Source organism: Streptomyces sp. NBC_01276, assembly GCF_041435355.1.
Lineage (GTDB): Bacteria > Actinomycetota > Actinomycetes > Streptomycetales > Streptomycetaceae > Streptomyces.
This window is the reverse complement of the sequence record NZ_CP108443.1, coordinates 102,511-120,830: the sequence shown is the minus strand read 5'-3', so window position 1 is coordinate 120,830 and position 18,320 is coordinate 102,511. Positions and strand designations below refer to the sequence as shown.

Annotated in this window: 20 protein-coding genes; 12 read left to right on the top strand and 8 right to left on the bottom strand. The window is 71.8% G+C overall.

Annotated elements, in window-relative coordinates; translation table 11 throughout:
- The first annotated feature begins 401 nt into the window (after positions 1-401).
- Both OG295_RS37740 and OG295_RS37735 read left to right on the top strand, forming a co-directional pair.
- Positions 402-737: a hypothetical protein gene (locus OG295_RS37740; RefSeq protein WP_331737995.1), complete on the top strand. Its 336-nt coding sequence runs from the start codon at positions 402-404 to the stop codon at positions 735-737.
- Between the two features lie 191 nt (positions 738-928).
- Positions 929-1,669 (top strand): alpha/beta hydrolase, encoded by a 741-nt coding sequence (locus OG295_RS37735; RefSeq protein ID WP_331737992.1) that lies wholly within the window; start codon positions 929-931, stop codon positions 1,667-1,669.
- A gap of 383 nt (positions 1,670-2,052) precedes the next feature.
- Here the strand turns inward: OG295_RS37735 and OG295_RS37730 are convergent, their stop codons facing one another.
- From OG295_RS37730 to OG295_RS37720, 3 genes are all read right to left on the bottom strand, one after another.
- Positions 2,053-2,448 carry a hypothetical protein gene (locus tag OG295_RS37730; RefSeq protein ID WP_331737989.1) on the bottom strand — a complete coding sequence of 132 codons (396 nt, stop codon included), beginning with the start codon at positions 2,446-2,448 and terminating at the stop codon, positions 2,053-2,055.
- A 69-nt stretch (positions 2,449-2,517) separates the two neighbouring features.
- Complete coding sequence (locus OG295_RS37725; protein ID WP_371681463.1) at positions 2,518-2,709, bottom strand: hypothetical protein; 192 nt, start codon at positions 2,707-2,709, stop codon at positions 2,518-2,520.
- Positions 2,710-3,022: 313 nt separating this feature from the next.
- Entirely contained in the window at positions 3,023-3,862 is an 840-nt protein-coding gene (locus OG295_RS37720) for an NAD(P)H-binding protein (protein WP_331737985.1), read from the bottom strand.
- Between the two features lie 91 nt (positions 3,863-3,953).
- On the opposite strand from OG295_RS37720, the gene OG295_RS37715 reads away from it, so the two are divergent.
- Complete coding sequence (locus tag OG295_RS37715) at positions 3,954-4,334, top strand: helix-turn-helix domain-containing protein (protein ID WP_331737984.1); 381 nt, start codon at positions 3,954-3,956, stop codon at positions 4,332-4,334.
- A gap of 289 nt (positions 4,335-4,623) precedes the next feature.
- Positions 4,624-4,851, top strand: a complete 228-nt coding sequence (locus OG295_RS37710; RefSeq protein ID WP_331737982.1) for a hypothetical protein — start codon at positions 4,624-4,626, stop codon at positions 4,849-4,851.
- Positions 4,852-4,897: 46 nt separating this feature from the next.
- Here OG295_RS37710 and OG295_RS37705 read toward each other — a convergent pair whose 3' ends face one another.
- Positions 4,898-5,767, bottom strand: a complete 870-nt coding sequence (locus OG295_RS37705; RefSeq protein ID WP_331737980.1) for a glycosyltransferase — start codon at positions 5,765-5,767, stop codon at positions 4,898-4,900.
- 214 nt (positions 5,768-5,981) lie between these two features.
- Here OG295_RS37705 and OG295_RS37700 point away from each other — a divergent pair, with 214 nt between their 5' ends.
- The 4 genes from OG295_RS37700 (at position 5,982) to OG295_RS37685 (ending at position 10,587) form a co-directional block, all read left to right on the top strand.
- The gene (locus tag OG295_RS37700; protein ID WP_371681462.1) at positions 5,982-6,572 is read left to right on the top strand and encodes a DUF1963 domain-containing protein; all 591 of its coding nucleotides are present in this window, start codon (positions 5,982-5,984) and stop codon (positions 6,570-6,572) included.
- A 396-nt stretch (positions 6,573-6,968) separates the two neighbouring features.
- The gene (locus OG295_RS37695; RefSeq protein WP_331737975.1) at positions 6,969-8,318 is read left to right on the top strand and encodes a discoidin domain-containing protein; all 1,350 of its coding nucleotides are present in this window, start codon (positions 6,969-6,971) and stop codon (positions 8,316-8,318) included.
- Positions 8,318-9,604: an MFS transporter gene (locus tag OG295_RS37690; protein ID WP_331737972.1), complete on the top strand. Its 1,287-nt coding sequence runs from the start codon at positions 8,318-8,320 to the stop codon at positions 9,602-9,604. The genes OG295_RS37695 and OG295_RS37690 overlap by 1 nt, the downstream gene beginning before the upstream one ends.
- Entirely contained in the window at positions 9,601-10,587 is a 987-nt protein-coding gene (locus OG295_RS37685) for a hypothetical protein (RefSeq protein WP_331737971.1), read from the top strand. The genes OG295_RS37690 and OG295_RS37685 overlap by 4 nt, the downstream gene beginning before the upstream one ends.
- Positions 10,588-10,625: 38 nt before the next feature.
- Here OG295_RS37685 and OG295_RS37680 read toward each other — a convergent pair whose 3' ends face one another.
- A complete protein-coding gene (locus OG295_RS37680; RefSeq protein WP_371681461.1) occupies positions 10,626-10,937 on the bottom strand; it encodes a DUF2625 family protein in 312 nt (103 codons plus the stop codon).
- A gap of 34 nt (positions 10,938-10,971) precedes the next feature.
- On the bottom strand, positions 10,972-11,835 hold the full coding sequence (locus OG295_RS37675) for an endonuclease/exonuclease/phosphatase family protein (RefSeq protein WP_371681460.1): 864 nt from the start codon (positions 11,833-11,835) through the stop codon (positions 10,972-10,974).
- A gap of 91 nt (positions 11,836-11,926) precedes the next feature.
- On the opposite strand from OG295_RS37675, the gene OG295_RS37670 reads away from it, so the two are divergent.
- Positions 11,927-13,042 (top strand): NADAR family protein, encoded by a 1,116-nt coding sequence (locus OG295_RS37670; protein ID WP_331737967.1) that lies wholly within the window; start codon positions 11,927-11,929, stop codon positions 13,040-13,042.
- Positions 13,043-13,192: 150 nt separating this feature from the next.
- On the opposite strand, the gene OG295_RS37665 is transcribed toward OG295_RS37670, so the two are convergent.
- Together OG295_RS37665 and OG295_RS37660 are read right to left on the bottom strand one after the other, a co-directional pair.
- Positions 13,193-14,407 (bottom strand): phospholipase D-like domain-containing protein, encoded by a 1,215-nt coding sequence (locus OG295_RS37665; protein WP_331737964.1) that lies wholly within the window; start codon positions 14,405-14,407, stop codon positions 13,193-13,195.
- Positions 14,408-14,722: 315 nt separating this feature from the next.
- The gene (locus OG295_RS37660) at positions 14,723-15,331 is read right to left on the bottom strand and encodes a TetR/AcrR family transcriptional regulator (protein ID WP_331737962.1); all 609 of its coding nucleotides are present in this window, start codon (positions 15,329-15,331) and stop codon (positions 14,723-14,725) included.
- Positions 15,332-15,429: 98 nt separating this feature from the next.
- Between OG295_RS37660 and OG295_RS37655 the strand changes: the two genes are divergently transcribed.
- The 3 genes from OG295_RS37655 to OG295_RS37645 all read left to right on the top strand — a co-directional run bounded on the left by OG295_RS37655 (position 15,430) and on the right by OG295_RS37645 (position 18,138).
- Positions 15,430-15,867 (top strand): DoxX family protein, encoded by a 438-nt coding sequence (locus OG295_RS37655; protein ID WP_331737959.1) that lies wholly within the window; start codon positions 15,430-15,432, stop codon positions 15,865-15,867.
- Entirely contained in the window at positions 15,846-16,328 is a 483-nt protein-coding gene (locus tag OG295_RS37650; RefSeq protein WP_331737957.1) for a hypothetical protein, read from the top strand. Before OG295_RS37655 ends, OG295_RS37650 begins: the two co-directional genes overlap by 22 nt.
- 226 nt (positions 16,329-16,554) lie before the next feature.
- Entirely contained in the window at positions 16,555-18,138 is a 1,584-nt protein-coding gene (locus tag OG295_RS37645) for an FAD-dependent oxidoreductase (RefSeq protein WP_331737955.1), read from the top strand.
- The last annotated feature ends 182 nt before the right edge of the window (positions 18,139-18,320 follow it).

The window sequence follows — 18,320 nt, the reverse complement described above, 5'->3', positions numbered from 1 at the left end:
ACGGAGCCGGAGCCGGGCCGCCCTTCGTGGGCCGGTCCGACGCGGACGGCCCCGGCGGCCCCGCGCGCCTGCCCCGGCCCCGCGCCTTCGACTCCCGCCCGGCCCGGCTGGAGGCCTTCTTCCGGCAGGTGCTCGACCAGACAGGCGAAGGGCGGGTGGACCCCGCCGACTCCTGCACTGCCCAACGCTCGGGACGGCCCAACACGACGAAGTGCCTCGGCCGGGGGCATTCCGCTCGCCGCGGTCAAGGCCATCCGCGAGATGCCGCAGGACAAACCGGACGATAGGATGGAACGGCCATTTGTGCGGCAGAGCGGCTCGACCGCTGCCGCGGGCTTTGGAGCCATCGCACCGCACCGGCCGCACCGGCCGCACCGTCAGCGTCCAAGGCAGGTTGAATGATGAACCGGACACGTCGTCTTGCAGCACTCACGCTCCTGGTGGCCCCCGCACTCGTGGTGGGCCCCACCGTCGCCGCCCATGCTTCGGCCACCACGGCCACCACGGCCCCCGCAGCCGCGAAGTGCAACGTCGAGGTGGACTCAGTCGGCAAGTACCACGTGTGGGGCGAAGGATTCCCCGCCGGTACGACGGTGACCTACTCCGGCTCCACCTCGGGCTCGGTCCCCATCGACAAGTCGGGACGGTTCGACCTCGGCGGTCTCACCGGCAGCAAGTACACGGTCAAGACGGCAGACGGCAAGACCACGGTCACCTGCACAGCGGTCCAGCACTGAGCCTCTCGACCTGCGCGAAATCCTCTTGGCGGACCACGGCCACCACTGCTAGTTTTCCGGAGGCCGTGCGAGAGAACGAGGAGGTGGTACCCGTGAACGCAGTATCGACACGGGTGCTCCCCTCCGGGGTCACGGTCGGGCGATAGGTCGTCCGGGAGCGCCGTTCATGAGCACTCCCGAAAGGCACGACCATGCACTTCATCTCTGAACAGCTCCTCGACGACGGCGTCCTGGAGCGCGAATTCACCCTCGGTGAGATCCCCGGCGTCCTGTGGACGCCCGCTTCCGCTTCCGCCGCCGCACCGGTGCCGCTGATCCTGCTCGGCCACCCCCCGCTCGGCCTGCGCAAGATGTACCCCCGCCTCGTGGACCGGGCCCGGCAGGCCGCGGCGGACGGCTTCGCCGCGGCCACCATCGAGCTCCCCGGAAGCGGCGACCGGCCCCGTTGGCCCGCCGCCGAGCAGGCCCGCGCCGACCTGCGCCAGGCGATGGAAGCCGGCGAGCCGGTCAGCGACGAGGTCATCGACGCCCTCGTCCTCCCGCTCGTCGACAAGGCGGTCCCGGAATGGCGGGCCGCCCTGGACGCCCTCCTGTCGCTGCCCGAGATCGACGGCCCGGTCGGGTACTCGGGGGGAGTGATCTCCATCGGCGTTCGCCTCGCGGTGGTCGAGCCGCGCATCGTGGCCGCTGGACTCTTCGCCGGGAGCTTCGTGCCTCGTGCCGTCTTCGAGGAGGCCCGCCAGGTCACGATCCCGCTGCACGTCCTGTTGCAGTGGGACGACGAGGGGAACGACCGGCAGGCGTCCCTGGACCTGTTCGACGCCTTCGGCTCCGAGGAGAAGTCCCTCCACGCCAACATGGGCGGGCACACGGGCGTCCCCCAGCACGCGGGGGAGGCTGCGGCCCGGTTCTTCGCCCGGCACCTGAGGTGAGGCCGGGACGTCAGGCCACCGGCAGACGGTAGGCCGTGCCGGCCAGGACGCTCCGCGTCGGGGTCGGGTCCTGGCCGCTCCTGCGCGTGTCCACGCCGCGTGCCCCTGCCGACTCGGCGGGGGCACGCGCGCCCGGTGCCCTGAGGTCCCGGCGAAGCCGTCGGCCTCACGGACGCCGGTGGCGAACCGCCGACGGCCGTTCGTGGTGTGACGGGTGAGCCGTTCCGGGAGCCCGTTCCGCGGACGGGGCTAGGTTGTGTCCGACGGGTCGTGCGACGCTCCCGCTGGGAACTCGCGCTTCGACAAGCGGGCGTACGTCTTCTACGGGACGGTCACCGTGGCCGCGATCCGCCTATGGTTCCGTCCGCAGTGAAGCGCCCCGTTCAGAGGTCCTTGGCACCCGGGTAGTGGTGGCGCAGTTCGCTGAGTACGCGCTCGTCGACAGCCCTGACGTCCCACAACGAGCTGTCGAATTCGGTCAGGACGAGCACCAGCTTGTCGTCGGCGAACCCCCGTGCTTCGGCGTCGATCAGCTGGAGGAAAGGCGTCGTCAACGACAACAGCGTCAACGTGTCCATCCCTGCGTCAGCGGACCTTCTCTCCATCTCGGCACAGCGAGGATCGACGATCTCGTCGAACTCGACATGCCAGGTCAGGTCCAAGCCGAAACTACCGAGGCGAACCAGTAGCTCGGCCAGGGTCACGTAGTGCTTGCCGTGCCAGGCAGGAAACGTGATCCCCTTCAGCCCCGCCTCTGCTGCGGCCGTATCGCGCGGCATGCGCCCCCCCTCGTCCAGCGAACACTAGACCACGGCCCTGACCAGCTCGCACGACCCATCGGGCAGGTCCTAGCCGGTCGGTGCGCCCGTGACGATGTCCTCGCACGGCGGCTGTGGGGTGGCCTCGGCGACGGCGCGGGTCCACGCGTCGGGGGTGGTGCGGGTGTTGTCGGCGACCTTCGCGACGATCACCCACGCCGCGTTGTGGGTGACGTACTCGCGGCGGCTGGTGTCGAGCGCGCACACCGCCTCGACCGTCACGTCATCATCGTGGCCCCACATCGTCCACGCCCCGCAGACGGCCCCAGCCGCCACGAGCACCCCGGCCACGCCGACGGCGAACGTCCTGCGCGGGCGAACAGGTTGGCCGGGACCGCGCGCGGTGGCCGTATCCCCCCGCTCCCTCACTCCGCCTTGACGGCCGCTACCCGCACGGCGGCCCGACCCGGGAATCCAGGCCGTAGGGCCAACGCGCGCTGGTTGGCCCTACGGCGTACGGCGGTCCACTGCGTTCGCAGGGTCGGTTCCGGCCCGGCGGCTGTCAGCGGTGGATCGCCGGGCGTGCGGGGCAGTTTCAGCGGAACGCGGCGACGTTGCGGGCCGCCCAGTCGGCGAAGGGGCGCGGGGCGCGACCGAGGACCTCCAGCGTGTCCGGGCTGACGCGCAGCTCGGCTGGGTTCGGGGCGCCGAGGATGTCCAGGGTGTCCTCGGCGAGTTCCACGGGCATGCTCCGGGCCATGGCGGCCCTGGCCTCGTCGCGGGTGAGTTCCTGAAACCGCACCGGCGAGCCCAGGGCGGTGGCGATGGCCTCCGCCTGCCGGCGCGGCGTGATCACCTCAGGGCCCGTCAGTTCGTACACACGGCCGGTGTGCCGGTCGTCCAGCAGGCAGGCCGCCGCGACCTCGGCGATGTCCGCAGGGTCGATGATCGGCACCCCGACATCGCCGAAGGGCGCGGCGACGACCCGCCGCGTGCGGACGGACTCGGCCCACCACAGGGCGTTGGAGGCGAAGCCGCCCGGCCGCAGGATGGTCCAGTCCAGGCCGGAGTCCCGCAGTGCGTCCTCCACCTCTCGTATCGCGATCCGCGTCGCGCCGAAGGGCCTGGTCGCCACGCCCAGCGAGGAGAGCAGGACGACCCGGCGGACCCCGCCGGCCACGGCTTGGCCGATGATGTCGGCCGGGTGGGCCCCGACGGCGTGCATATCGCCGGACAGCAGCAGAAACAGCGCCTTCGCCCCGGCCAGCGCGGGCTCAAGGCCGTTCGGCTCGGCCAGATCGGCCACCATGTGGCGGACACCGTCGGGCGCCGCCGCCGCGTGCCGCGACACCGCCGTCACCTGCCGGCCCGCCTCGGCCAGTGCCCGCGTCAACGGCCGGCCCACATTCCCCGTAGCTCCGGTCACCACGATCATGATCAGCTCCTTGTTCGATGTCCGATGTGGCTTCGACGCTAGGAGCAGGGCTAACTCTTGGTAAGGACATACCTGGGGGTAAGCTCATCACATGGTGGAAGGCGCGCAGCTCAACCAGGCCGAGGCGGGGCAACGGTATGAGGTGTTTCACACCGACTGCCCCGCGCGCGATGTGGTCGACCATGTGACCAGCAGGTGGGGTACCTGGGTACTGATCGCCTTGCGGAGCAACGATCTCCGGTTCTACGAGCTCCGCGACGGCATCCAGGGCATCAGCGAGAAGATGCTCGCCCAGACCCTGCGCGCGCTGGTCCAGGACGGCCTGGTCTGGCGGAAGGTCGAGCCGACGACGCCGCCTCAGGTCACCTACGGGCTGACCGAGTTCGGCCGGGACATCGGCGAGCCGCTGACGGAACTGTTCGACCGGATCACACGGCGGCTGTCACCGCGCAGCGCGGGACAGCCGGGATAGCGTCGTAGCGTGGCCGGTGCGCATTCGCGAAGCGACCAGGTCCTTCCTCGTGGCCATCGACTGCCGGGCGGCGCGGATACCCACCGTCAGGGGCCGCTGCTGCAGGCGCTCTACGACGGAGGATGCTGACCCCCGCCGGAGGGAGTGCCGGTCTGCTGCCGACCACTCCTCCGCCGCGGCGGGATGGTGCTGTGCCGTTGCTCTGCGCGGGCGACTGCATCCTTTGGCCTACTGCGTTTTCGGCCCTGGGGAGGAGGATCTTGCGGAACCGCCGCGAGAGGATCGATCCGTGCGAACAACCATCGGGTACACCATCGAAAGCATCGGCTACGTCGTAGGAGCCCAGGGGCTCGTCAGCTTCGCTTCGCAGACCTTCTTCGGCACGGAGTGGGGCTGGATGCACAAGATCGTCGACCTTCCGTCCACCGCTTACCTCGGCGTCGTCGTCGTGGGGCTGGCACTCATCGTCGGCGGCGTGAAGCTGCGGAAGGCGCCCCAGCGCCCGGAGACCGCCTGACCGGAGGGCGTTTCGGCCCGCGCCTGACACGCCGGGTGTCCGCCCGTCAGAAGACCGGGGGGCGGCCCAGCCGTGTCATCCGCCATACTGTCCGCCACCGCATGGGCCGCCTGGGCGGGCACGGTGTGCGTACCCCTTCGAAGAAGCCGGACCACCAGGCGACCAGCCCCGACAGCGGTGGTCGTTGCACCAGGGTGTACGCGGCCCACGTCGCCAGGTAGACCGGTACGAGGACGGCCGGCAGGTGCCGCTTGGCCAGCCAGACCCGGTTCCGGCCGGTGTTGCGGTAGTACACCTTGTGGCGGGAGGCCGCGGTGCGCGGGTGCTGCAGCACCATGTCAGCCCGGTAGTCGATCTCCCATCCGGCGTTCAGCGCCCGCCAGGCGAAGTCGGTTTCCTCGTGGGCGTAGAAGAACGGGGCGGGGAAGTCGCCCACTTGGTCGATCACGCTCATGCGGATGGCGTGGCCGCCGCCGAGGAACGTCGTCACCGGTCCGGACACCAGCGGGTTCCGGCCGCCCAGGCGGGGGACGTGGCGGCGCTGGCTCGCTCCGGTCTCGTCCGCGATCCGGAAGCCGGCGACGCCCAGACGTTGGTTGGCGGCGAATGCTTCCCGGACCAGCCGGAAGGTGTCCGTACGCGGCAGCGATCCGTCGTCGTCCAGGACCACCACGACGTCGACGCCGCCGCGCTCACGCAGCCACCGCACGCCGGCGTTACGGCCACCTGGGATCCCCAGGTTCTCCGGCAGCTCGACCCCGTCCACCCCGTCCGGGAGCGGGGACAGGGCAACGCCCTGGGCCAGGACCACGACCGCTGCCGGATCGCCTTCCTGGGCGGCGACCGAGTCCAGCAGGGCTCGCAGCTCTGCGGGCCGGTCGCCCATGGTCAGGACCACAACCCCGATCTTCGGCATTCCGTTGCCCGTTCCTCTCACGCGTGGTTTCGCAGCAGTTCGGTGGCGCGCCGGTCCAAGCTTGCCGCACCGGCCACCCCGCGCTCGCGGGATCCGGCAGCCGCCCCTGGATCCGGTCACCTTCCGCTTCGTCCTCCTGGCCAGGGCCTCGGCGGCGCACACCGCCCCGACCCCGCCCACCGGCCCGCCGTATCCCCGCGCGTACATTCCCGGCATGACGATGCTCCTCCTCGACGGCGGGCCGGTCGCCCCGGACGCCCCGGTCACCCGCACCGGCGGCACGCCGCTGGCCCCCGCCGGCACCCCGTGGCCGGCCTGTGCCGCGTGCGCCGCACCCCTGCAGTTCCTCGCCCAGATCCGCCTCGGCGACCTCCCCGGACACACCGGCCCCGCCCCCGGGGTACTGGCCCTGTTCATGTGCGCGAACCGCCCCGGGCAGTGCACGCAATGGAGCCCCACCGCGGGCGGCAACCTCGCCCTGCTGCTCCCCGACGGCGGACTGGAGCCCGTACCGGCTCCCGACGGCGTGGCTCAGGACCTCCTCGGACTCGGCGCCGTCCGCGCCGCCGTACCCGCCCGCACGGCACCCGGCACCGCGACGGTCCTGGGCCGGCTCGGCGGCACCCCCGACTGGCTCCAGGACGATGAGACCCCCTCCTGTCCCACCTGCGCGCAGCCCATGGACTTCACCGTTGAACTCGCTGAAGGCCCCGACCCCGTGACCGCGATGAACTTCGGCTCCGGCCGCGCCTACGCGCACACCTGCACCCCGTGCGGCCGCGCGGCACTCCTGTGGCAGTGCTGACCGCCCCCGACTCCCCACGGCCGGCCTCCACTGCGCAGTTCCGCCTGGTCATCCGGGACCTACAGCCCCAGGACGCCTGGCCATCGGGCTGAACGGCCGGTTGCCGGAGGCGGCGTGAGCGATTCTCGCCCTGCCCCACGCCCTCACGGAGGCACGTACCGGCGGCCCGCCTGTTCGCTCGCGCCGGCCCGGCCGAACCACTGGTAGGAAACTTTCCTATCGGCTACGCTCCCCGACGGCGGCCCGGCACGGTGCCTGATGGCATGGGCATGACGTGCTCAGCGAGAGCTCTGACCCGGCCGCCGTGACGCCGTCCCCTGTTCGCCCCGGGGTCCGGAGGGCGGCGTTCCCCGCACGGTGTCCAGCTCTCGCCGTTCCCAGGTCAAGGAGTCAGGCATGCACCTGCACGCCTCCACCCCACCACCCACATCCGGCATCCGGCTTCGGCCCGCCCTCCTAGTCTTAACCGCCGTGCTCGCCCTCGTCGCCGGGCTCCTCCTCGCCTGGCCCGGCCGGGCGGGGGCCGCGGCCGACCCGCTCATCTCGCGCGGCAGGCCGGCCACCGCCTCGTCCACCGAGAATTCCTCGCTCGGCGCCGCGAACGCCTTCGACGGCTCCGCCTCGACCCGCTGGGCCAGCGCCGAGGGCAAGGACCCGCAGTGGATCCGCGTCGACCTCGGGGCCGGCGCCACCGTCTCCCGGGTCAAGCTGACCTGGGAGTCCGCCTACGCCAAGGCCTACCGCGTCGAGGTCTCCACCGACGGCACGACCTGGACCAAGATCGCCGAAGAGAAGGCCGGCAACGGCGGCACCGACGAACTCGCCGGCCTCTCCGGCAAGGGCAGGTACCTGCGCGTGTACGGCACGGCGCGCGGCACGGCGTACGGCTACTCCCTCTTCGAGGCCGAGGTCTACGGCACCACCGACAGCGGCCCGCCCCCCGGCGGCGGCGCCTTCACGGTCGTCGCGGCCGGTGACATCGCCGCCCAGTGCACGGCCTCCGACAGCGGCTGCGCGCACCCGAAGACCGCCGCCCTGGCCCGGCAGATCGACCCGAAGTTCTACCTGACGATGGGCGACAACCAGTACGACGACGCCCGGATCGCCGACTTCCGCGCCTACTACGACAAGAGCTGGGGGGCCTTCAAGGACAAGACCCACCCCGTGCCCGGCAACCACGAGACGTACGACCCGGCCGGCTCCCTCGCCGGATACAAGACGTACTTCGGGAACATCGCCTACCCCCAGGGCAAGAGCTACTACAGCTTCGACGAGGGCAACTGGCACTTCATCGCCCTCGACTCCAACGCCTTCGACCAGGCCGCCCAGATCGACTGGCTCAAGGCCGACCTCGCCGCCAACGGCAAGCAGTGCATCGCCGCCTACTGGCACCACCCGCTGTACTCCTCGGGCGGACACGGCAACGACCCCGTCTCCAAGCCCGTCTGGAAGATCCTCTACGGCGCCAAGGCCGACCTGGTCCTCAACGGACACGACCACCACTACGAGCGGTTCGCGCCGCAGAACCCCGACGGCAAGGCGGCCGCCGACGGGATCGTGGAGATCGTCGGCGGCATGGGCGGCGCCGAGCCCTACCCGATCGAGCAGGTGCAGCCCAACAGCCAGAAGCGCATCAGCGGCCAGTACGGCGTCCTGAAGCTCGACTTCACCGACTCCGGCTACAGCTGGAGCTACGTCGGTACCGACGGGGTCAAGGACACCAGCCCGAAGTACAGCTGCCACTGATGTACCTGGCCAACACCGGCCGCCCGGACGCGCCGCCCCGCCCCGCCGGGGCCCGGCGGCGCGTCCCCGCCACGGTCGTCGCGCTGGGCGCGGTCAGCCTCGTCACCGACGTCTCCTCCGAGATGGTCACGGCCGTGCTGCCGCTCTACCTCGTCCTGGGCCTCGGCCTCTCACCCCTCCAGTTCGGTTTTCTGGACGGCATGTTCAACGGAGCCACCGCGCTGGTACGGCTCCTCGGCGGCCGGCTCGCCGACCGCGGCGGCCGTCACAAGCGGGTCGCCGGCGCGGGCTACCTCCTCTCCGCGCTGTCCCGGCTCGGGCTGCTCCTCGCCGGCGGCGCCACCGCCGGGATCGCCGCCTCACTCGCCGCCGACCGACTCGGCAAGGGCGTGCGCACCGCCCCGCGCGACGCGCTCATCTCGCTCAGCGGCCCACCGGAGACACTGGGCCGCGCGTTCGGCGTGCACCGCGCCATGGACACCACCGGCGCGCTGCTGGGCCCGCTCGCCGCATTCGCCGTGCTGTGGGCCACCGCCGACGCCTACGACGCGGTGTTCGCCGTCAGCTTCTGCACGGGCCTGCTCGGTGTGCTCCTGCTCGTCCTGTACGTCCCCTCCGCCGCCCCCGCGCCGCCCGTCCGGTCGACGCCCCTGCGGCAGGGGGCGCTTCGCGACCCGGCCTTCCGCCGGATCCTGTACGCCACTTCCCTGCTCGGAGCCGCCACCATCGGCGACTCCTTCCTCTACCTGCTCATCCAGCGCGGCCTCGACCTGCCGCCCGCCCTCTTCCCACTGCTGCCGCTCGGCGCCGCCACCGGGTACCTGGTGTGCGCCGTCCCGGCGGGCCGGATCGCCGACCGCGTGGGGCGCCGGCTGCCCTTCCTGGCCGGACACCTCGCGCTGCTCGGAGCGTATGCGGTCCTGCTGTTTCCCGTTGCCTGGCCCACCGTGTTCGCGGTGCCGGCGCTCCTCGGCGTCTTCTACGCCTCCACCGACGGGGTCCTGATGGCCTTGGCCGGTCCCCTGCTGCACGCGCACCGCCGGGCCGGCGGGCTGGCGGTGCTCCAGACCGGCCAGGCGCTGGCCCGGCTGCTGGGCGCCGCGGGCTTCGGGGCCGCCTGGACCTTCTGGGGGCAGGGGCCCGCCCTGTGGACGGCGGCGCTCGCGCTGGCCGGGGCGCTCGTGGCCGGCTGGCGCATCCTGCCCGTACCCGTACCCGTACCCGTACCCGTACCCGCGCCCGCGCCCGCACCCGCACCCGCCCACGACGCCCCGGAGGAACCGTGAACCCGCGACCGCCACAGCTCCGCCGCCTCGCCCTCGTCGTACTCTCCGTCCTGGTGCTGGGGGGAGGCTCCCTGGGCTACGTACTGCACGCCAGGCACCGCGGCATGCCGGCCGCCACCGGGGACGGATCGTTCAGCCTGGCCGAACCCGGGCTCTACTACCGGGACTCGGCCACCGGACGGGTCGCCCGCCGGAGCGGCACAGGGGGGCCGCCCGCCACGGGAGGACCCGCCTGCGAGCGCTTCTACGCCGCGGGGGAACGCGCCCTGTGCCTGCGCAAGCTGCCGGGCATCCCGGCCCGCACCCAGGCCCTCGTACTGGACCGGCAGCTGCGGGAGGTCCAGCGCGTGACCGTACCCGGCATCCCCAACCGGGCGCGCGTCTCGGCCTCGGGAAACGTACTGTCCTGGACGGCCTTCGCGACCGGCGACTCCTACGCCACGACCGCCTTCTCCACCCGGACCTCCATCCTCGACCTGCGCACCGGCTACCTGATCAAATCGATGGAGGAGATCCCGCTGACCATCGACGGGACCCGCTACCACGCCGGCGACGTCAACTACTGGGGAGTGACCTTCGCACGCGACGACAACCGCTTCTACGCCACGGTGTCGACCAAGGGCCGCACCCACCTCGTCGAGGGGGACCTGCGCAACTGGTCCGCGAAGGCCCTGCGCGAGAACGTCGAATGCCCTTCGCTGTCACCGGACGACACCCGCATCGCCTTCAAGAAGAAGGTCTCCGACGACCCCGCCGCACCCTGGCGGCTGTACGTCCTGGACCTGGCGGACATGAGCGAACACCCGCTCGCGGAAACGCGCAGCGTCGACGACCAGGCGGCCTGGCTGGACGCCGGGACCGTCGGCTACGCCCTCCCGGGAAGGGAGGGAGGCACCAGCGACATCTGGTCGGTCCCGGCGGACGGCACGGCCGAACCCCGCCTCCTGGTCCCCGGCGGCTTCTCCCCGGCCGCGGTGCGCTGACCTGCCGACTGGTACCGCGGGCCCACGGGCGAGCCGGCTCAGACGACTCCGAGGAAGCCGGGGTCGGTGCCGTCGAACTGAAGGCACGAGTCGCGGCCCAGGCCGAGGAGTTCCGCCATGGGCACCGCGCGACGGCTGGTCGCCGACAGGTCCCGGCGTGCCTCGGCCGACCACAACGGCGGGAAGAACGACAGTCCCTGCCGCCCGTCCAGCACGGAGACCTCACTGCGCCAGCCGTCCCACCGCATGCCTTCATAGAACTCCCGGAGTCCTCCGGAGAAGATCCAGGACAGCCACGCCGAGTGGCCGGCGCCCAAGGCGGTCCGCGGGTCACCCGCACGCCGATCCACCGATCGGGACAGCAGCCATCGTGCTCCGACACGGCTACCCCCGGTTCAGGTCGGTGTACAGCAGGTGGTGGTCCGAGTACGGGCTGGGGCGGACGCGGCGCGTGCGCGGGGCGATGCCGCGGAGGAACACGTAGTCGAACTTGCTGTTCCAATCGGTGGTCGCCGTGCAGGCGTCGACGCCGACGGGGGAGGGGGAGGGGCGGCAGCCGGGGTCCGTGTCCCGGGCCAGGGCCCACATCGGGCCGAGTTCGGGCGCGTCCGGCACGGCGTTGAAGTCGCCGAGGACGATCGCACGGTCGTGGCGGGCGACTTCCGCGGCGAGCACCTCCACCTGGCCCGCCCGCACCTCTCCCTGCCGGCGCTCGGCGAGGTGGGTGTCGAAGACGCGGACGGGCCGGCCGCCCACCAGCGTGGTGACGGCCAGGTAGCCGCGGGCCTCGGAGCCGCCGTCGGGGTATTCGACGCTCACCCGGTCCGTCATCGGCGCCGCCGAGAGGATCGCCTGGCCGAAGCCGCCCGGCCGCCACGGCAGCCCCCCGCAGCGGTTCCAGTTCCGCAGGACCGAGCCGTACGCGACCCGGTAGACCAGCCCGTAGACCTCCTCCAGGTACGTGCGGATCTCCTCGACGTCCCGTACGCACGCCTCTTGCAGGCCGATGACCTGCGGCGCGGCCGTGGCGATCTCCCTCGCCCGGCCGAAGTTGAGCCCGCTGCCACCGCACGGATTGCAGATGTTCCACGTGCCGACCCGGTCCGGTACGACCTCCCCGGCGGCGGCGGAACGCAGGCGCCCGGCGAGGGGGAAGCCACGGCCCGGTGCGCTGGGGCCCAGGAGCAGCACCATGCAGACCGCGGCCATCGCGCCCGCGGCCCACCGCGCGCCCCTTCTCAGCACCATCGCCTCCCCGGAGTGGACGCACATCATCACACGGCGCCCTCGACGCACAATCGAGGTGCCTCACGGCCGGTCCGTCCGGCATCATCACCGCATGATCGGCAATCGGATCACCCATCGCACGGCGGACGGCGTCCGCGTACCGGGCACCTGGCGGCACGCGTTCATATGCAACGGCGGCTCCTACTTCCTCACCGACCTCTTCATCTACGCCGACGGCCTCGTCGACTGCTGGGAGCTGGTCACCCTCGACGAGTTCGAGCAGAAGCTCCGCTGCGGATGGGTGGCCACCAGCCTTCCTGACGGCGGACGAGCCTCCGCGCACCACCTGGCCTCGTGGAGGTTCGGCGAACCGAGCACCTGGCTGACACCGGACCTGCTGCTCGCCGAGGTCCGCGACACCATCGACGAGCTGAACGGCCGCCCCGACTCGACCGCCCGCTGCCTCGCCGCGGTGGACGGCTTCATGGCGGACCGTACGGAGGACAACCGGGCCGCCGCCCGCGCCGCCTACCTGGCCATCCCCGAGACCGTACGGCTCTACGCACTCGGCGACATGGACCACAAGGACCACCCCCTGAAGGTCCTGGTGGCGGGGCCCGGCGGCCGGACCCCGGACGAGCACGGGGAAACGGTCACGCAGGAGGAGTACGACGAGGCCGTCGCCTACTTCGAGGAACGCGAACAGTGGCGCGCGAAGGCCCCTTCGCGGGTGCCGGCCGACGGGCCGGCCGAGTCCTTCGCCCCCGCGGTCAAGATCTACCACTCGTATCCGCAGCGTGCGCTCGATGACCCGGGGAAGCGGGGGCTGCGCAACGACCACCCCGCCCCCATCACCGTCGGCGACGTCACCTACCCGTCGGTGGCGCACGCCTACTGGGCCCGGTCCGTCGCCGAACCGGAGGCCCGGGCCTCGGTCGTGGCGGCGGAGTCGGGCGCGAAGGCCCGTACGGTCGCGGCCGCGGCGCCGCGGCGCGAGGGCTGGGAGCAGGTCCGGACGGCGGTCATGGCCCGCCTGCTGCGCGCCAAGTACGAGCAGCACCCCGACCTCGCGGCGATCCTGCTCGCCACGGGTGATGCGACCGTCCTCTACGACGATGCCGACTCGGGCTTCTGGGGCGAGAACGGGGGCCGGGGCCGCAACTGGACGGGCCGCCTCCTGGAGCTCGTCCGTTCCGAACTGCACGCCGGGCAGACCCTCATCGACTGACGCGGGGCCGACTACCCGTCGGGGGGTGCGCGAAGCGCCCGGCCAGGTGAGCCCGGCCGGGCGTTCTTGCGTCCTTCCGCCCGGCACCTTCGAGGCGGGGCCCCCAGGGGGAGGCCTGACCGGGCCTCACCGGCTTCCCCGCGGCGCTGTTCACCAGGCGGTGCAGTGCGGGCCGGCCTTGATGGTTTCGAAGTTCGTCTTGAAGGCGTCGTAGACGGCCGGATTGTCGATCTTCAGGAGGGTCTCGTCGTTGGCCCGGAGGTTCGGGAGCGTGTAGTTGTGGCTTCCCGTGAAGACCAGCCTGCGGTTGGCTCCGCCCAGGTAGGTGCCCTCGATCAGCATGTACTTGGAGTGGATGCCGATGGTGCGGGAGGCACCGGTGCCGTCCACGGCCGTGCCGGAGCAGCGGGCGGCGTAGCTGAGGCGTCCGGCGATCGAGGACCGGACGGCGGTGCCGAGGTTGCCGTCCTCGCCGTTGTGGAGGAGCTCGACCCGGCAGCCGGCGTTCTTCAGGGCCACGAGCTTGTCGGCGACCTGGAGGCGGGTGAAGGCGTACATGCCGATCCGGATCTGGGTCGCGCCGCCCGCGCAGTCCACGTTGTTCAGCAGGGACACGACGGTGTCGGTGCCGGCGTCGTTGTCATAGGTGGTGCCGGCCTTCTCCTGGCGGGGGAAGAAGTAGGTCTTGTAGGGGCCGGCGTCCCGGGTCTTGTAGTACGTGGCCAGGCCGGTCCCGGTGGCGCCGTTGGTCCGCAGGTCCTGCCAGTAGGCGCGGTAGCCGGCGTAGAGGCCGGAGCCCGCGTCGGGAATCGTCACGGAGTTGTTGAACAGGTTCCGCCGCTGGCTCGTGGTCAGGTTCGCCGAGGTCTGGAACACCACGTTGTCGGTGCTGCCGACCTTGGAGAACAGGAAGAACTTGTTGTGGTTGATCGCGCCGGTGTCGCTGCTTCCGCCGAGGCTGCGGTTGCCGATGCAGCCCCGGTCCGCCGGGCAGGCCAGCACCCACGAATCCGCGGTGAGATCCGTGCCCAGACCGGTCGCCGCGGCGAGCATCGAGTACTCCGACCCGGTGGCCTTCCCGTTCGCGTCCACGTCCGGGACCGCGTCCCCGTCCACGATGAGCCTGACCTTCACCCCGCGCTGCTTCGCCGCGACCAGCGCGCTGCTGACGCCGCCGTCGGTGATCAGGTAGACCGAGCCGTTGATCTCCGCGCCCGCCGGCGTCCGGTCGACCAGGGAGATCAGCTGGTTCCGAATCGCGTCCTGCTGGGCCGTGGTCCCCGCCGGGTCGTTGAAGGTGGAGGTGAGCGCGACCGTGTCGTCCACGGCGATGGCCCCCGGCGCCCCGAGCAACGAAGCCCCCATCACAAGAACCGCCGTCGCGGCTGCACTTCGTATCCGCATGTCCCCACCCGGTCTGAAGATCAAAGAATCTGACGCCCAGGAACCTACCGGACCCGCCGGACCCACCCAGTGCGGGCCTGACAGGGGCGCGTGTCGTGTCGACCCCCCCCCGGCGGAACGGCTCCGCCTGCGCATGGCGCCGAGCGGGTCGGTGTGGTCGCCCCCAGGCCGCCGAAGGTCACCTGGGAACGCCCGGAGCCGCGGTTCGTCGTGGCCCGCCCATGTGCCACCGGCACCGGACCTCAGCCATGCGCCGATCGCGGCGACGAACTCGCTCTACCGGACGAGGAACTTGGTGACCTGCCGCGCCACGCTCTCCGGGTCGGCGTCCGCCGCCAGCGGGAGCGTGCCGCTGATCCGCAGGGCCGTGAATCCGTGAACCAGTGACCAGGCCGCCAGCGTGGCGATCTGCTGGTCCCCGTTCTCAGTGCGGCCGGCCAGGCGGGCTGCGCCGCTGCGCAGTGACTCGGCCGCGCGGGCCCGGGCGGCGGTCAGGTCGGCGGAGTCCGTGCGGCACAGGGCGGGCTGGAACATCACCTCGAAGTGCCCGCGATGGGTGAGCCCGAAGCGTACGTAGGCGACACCGACCTCGGCGAAGTCGCCGGTCTGCTCCCACGTGGCGTTGAGGGCGTCGGCGAACAGGTCGAACCCTTCGACAGCCACTGCGGTGAGCAGACCCGCCTTGTCCCCGAAGTGGTGGGCGGGTGCAGCGTGGGAGACCCCGGCTCGTCGGGCAAGGTCGCGCAGGCTCACTGCGCTGGCCCCGGATTCCTCGATGGCCTCGACGGCTGCGGTCAGGAGTGCGCGGCGAAGGTCGCCGTGGTGGTAGCCGTGGCGGTCGGCGGCGGCGGCGGCGGGGCGGGACGCGGAGGCAGGGGTCGTCATGGGATCGAGCCTAACCCAGATCTAGGCATTGACAAGATGAGCGCGATCGGTGAATCTTTCCAGTGTCAAGATGAGGGAATCGGAAGGATGGACACGCAATGGCTCCCGTGATCGTGCTCGCCGTCGGCTGGACCCTGGCCCGCCTCGCCGGACTGCTCGGCCTCTCCGTCCTGGACGGCTGGCAGCCCGCCTTGTGCGTCGCGTTGGCATTGATGTTCACGCTCACCGGCGTCGCCCACTTCACGGGTCGCCGAGCCGAGATGATCGCCATGGTCCCGCCTGCGCTGCCCCGGGCAGACCTGCTGGTGACGGCCACCGGCCTGCTCGAGCTGGCCGGAGCGGGCGGCCTGCTGCTTCCCGCGACCCGTCCCTTGGCCGCGATCGCGCTCACGGTCATGCTGCTGGCGATGTTCCCCGCCAACGTGTACGCCGCCCGGTCAGCGCTCACGCTCAACGGGAAGCCGGTCATGCCACTGATCCCGCGGACGTTGCTCCAGGTGGCGTTCGTGACGGTGTGCGTCCTCGCCGCGCTCTGACCTGTCATCGGCCGGACCCGGTCGCCACCGCCGAGCAGCAGTTGCCGGCGGCGGCCCGGTCCTCGGCGTTCCACCGGGCGAAGCCCATCTCGTGGCCGTCCCTGGGGCTGTTGATGTCGATCGTGTACGACCGTCATCACCGACGGCGCCACCCCGGCGGGATCATCACGATGGGCACCCTCGGCGCGGAACCCCGCTTCCTGACCGGCGGCCGCATCGCGGACGAACTCGGCGACACCGCCCCCACCCCGGACACCGCCTACGACATCGCCTCCCTCACGAAGGTCGTCGCGACCCGGCCGCTGGTCTGCCGGGCCCTCGACACCCACCGCATGGGCCGCACTGCCCCGGTGCGCGCTACGTCAACCGCGGCTACATCCTCCTCGGCCTGGCCCTCGCCCACGCCCACCAGCGCCCCCTCGACATCCTCGGCCGCGAGCTGTGGGAGGACCCGGGCATGACCTCCACCCTCTACGGGCCGCTCACCCGCGGCCCCGCGGTCGCACCGACCGAGCAGCGCATCGTGGGCGCGCCGCGGATCTGGGGCCAGGCGCACGACGACAAGTGCTGTCGGTGGCCTGTCGGGGCCGTCGGGGCGATGTCGGGGCGATGTCGGTGGGGGCTGACACCTTTCGAGAGGTCCCGCCGGGTAACCATCCGGCCGGGAGTCCGAGGAGGGGATCTCTGGTGCATGACGTTGTGATCGTGGGAGCCGGTCCGGTCGGTCTGGCCCTCGCCTGCGAGCTTGGCCTCGCAGGCTGTTCCGTACTGGTGCTCGAACGGGAGCCGGGGCTCGGTTCCCCCTTACGGGCAGCCCCGCTCGGGAGGCGAGGACTGTCCGCCGCGTCGGTCGAGGCGTTCTACCGGCGCGGGTTGCTGGAACCGCTGCTGACGGCGTCGGGTGATCAGGAGGTGTTCGGTGCGGTGCCCGGAGCGCGCGCACCGTCACGCCCTCGGCTCGGCGGGCACTTCGCCGGCATGATGCTCGACGGAGCCCAGGTCGACGTCGCCGCCCTGCCGTTCCGGCTTCCCGGCCCGGCACTCGAATCCGTGAGGACGGACCTCGAAGCGGTCGAGACGGTGCTGTCCGAGCAGGCTTCCAAGCTCGGCGTGGACATCAGGCGCGACGTCACGGTCTCGGCCGTCTCCCAGAACGGCGAGAGCGTGGTCGCACAAGCCGGCGCGGACGCGTACGAGGCGCGCTGGCTCGTCGGCTGCGACGGCGGACGCAGTACGGTGCGCAGGCTCACGGGCTTCGAATTCGCCGGGACCGAGCCGCAGTTCACCGGCTACACCATGCAAGCCACTCTCGCCGATCCCGAGAAGCTGCGCCCCGGCTTCAACCTGACGCCGACGGGCATGTACATCCGGATGCCCGCCGACGGGTACATCGCGATGATGGACTTCGACGGCGGTGCGTTCGATCGCTCGCAGCCGCCGACCCGCGGCCACCTTCAGGCGGTTCTGCGCCGCGTGTCCGGTACCGACGTGACCATCGGCGAGGTCCACATCGCCTCGAGCTTCACCGATCGGGCGATGCAGACGACGGCGTACCGGCGAGGACGCGTCCTGCTCGCGGGCGACGCGGCCCACATCCACTCCCCTCTGGGCGGCCAGGGTCTGAACACCGGCATCGGCGACGCCATGAACCTGGGGTGGAAGCTCGCGGCGACCGTGCGCGGGTGCGCGCCGGACGGGCTTCTCGACACCTACGCCGTCGAGCGCCATCCGATCGGTGCGGCGGTGCTCGATTGGTCGCGCGCCCAGGTGGCGATCATGCGGCCGGACCCGTACGCCCAGGCGATCCAGGCAGTGGTCCGCGATCTCATCGCGACCCGCGACGGAGCTACGTACGTGTTCGAGCGGCTGTCGGGTTCGTGGATCCGGTACGACCTCGGCGACGAGCATCCGCTGGTCGGCCGGAGCGCCCCTGACTTCTGCCTTGAGGACGGCACCCGCCTCGGCGACCTCATGGAGGACGGACGAGGTGTTCTGCTCGACTTCAGCGCCGACCGGCGCCTGCACACTTCGGCGACGGGCTGGGAGGGCCGGATACGGTACGCGGCCGGGGCCGCGACGAACGACCTCGGGGCGGGTGCCGTGCTGGTGCGGCCCGACGGCGTGATCGCCTGGGCAGGTGATCGTCACCCTGATGGAGAAGCGTTCGAGCAGGCCGCGAGCCGTTGGTTCGGTGAACCGGCCGCAGCCGGACTCACCGGCTCCTCCCACCCCGAACCCGCGGCCCTGCGCGCAGGTTCCGACCGGCCGTGAGCGCCTCGGCCTGGACGCGTGAGTCCGATGTGTCGGTCAGTGGCCGCAGGCGGTCGCTGACCGTGTGATGGGTGTGCCGTTGGCCCGGTTGTGCCAGACCGCCGCGGCCAGTGCCAGGCCGCGCTCACCGACGCGGGCCAGGACCCCGGCAGGGGTTCTGGCCCCGTGGCGTTCGAGGTCCA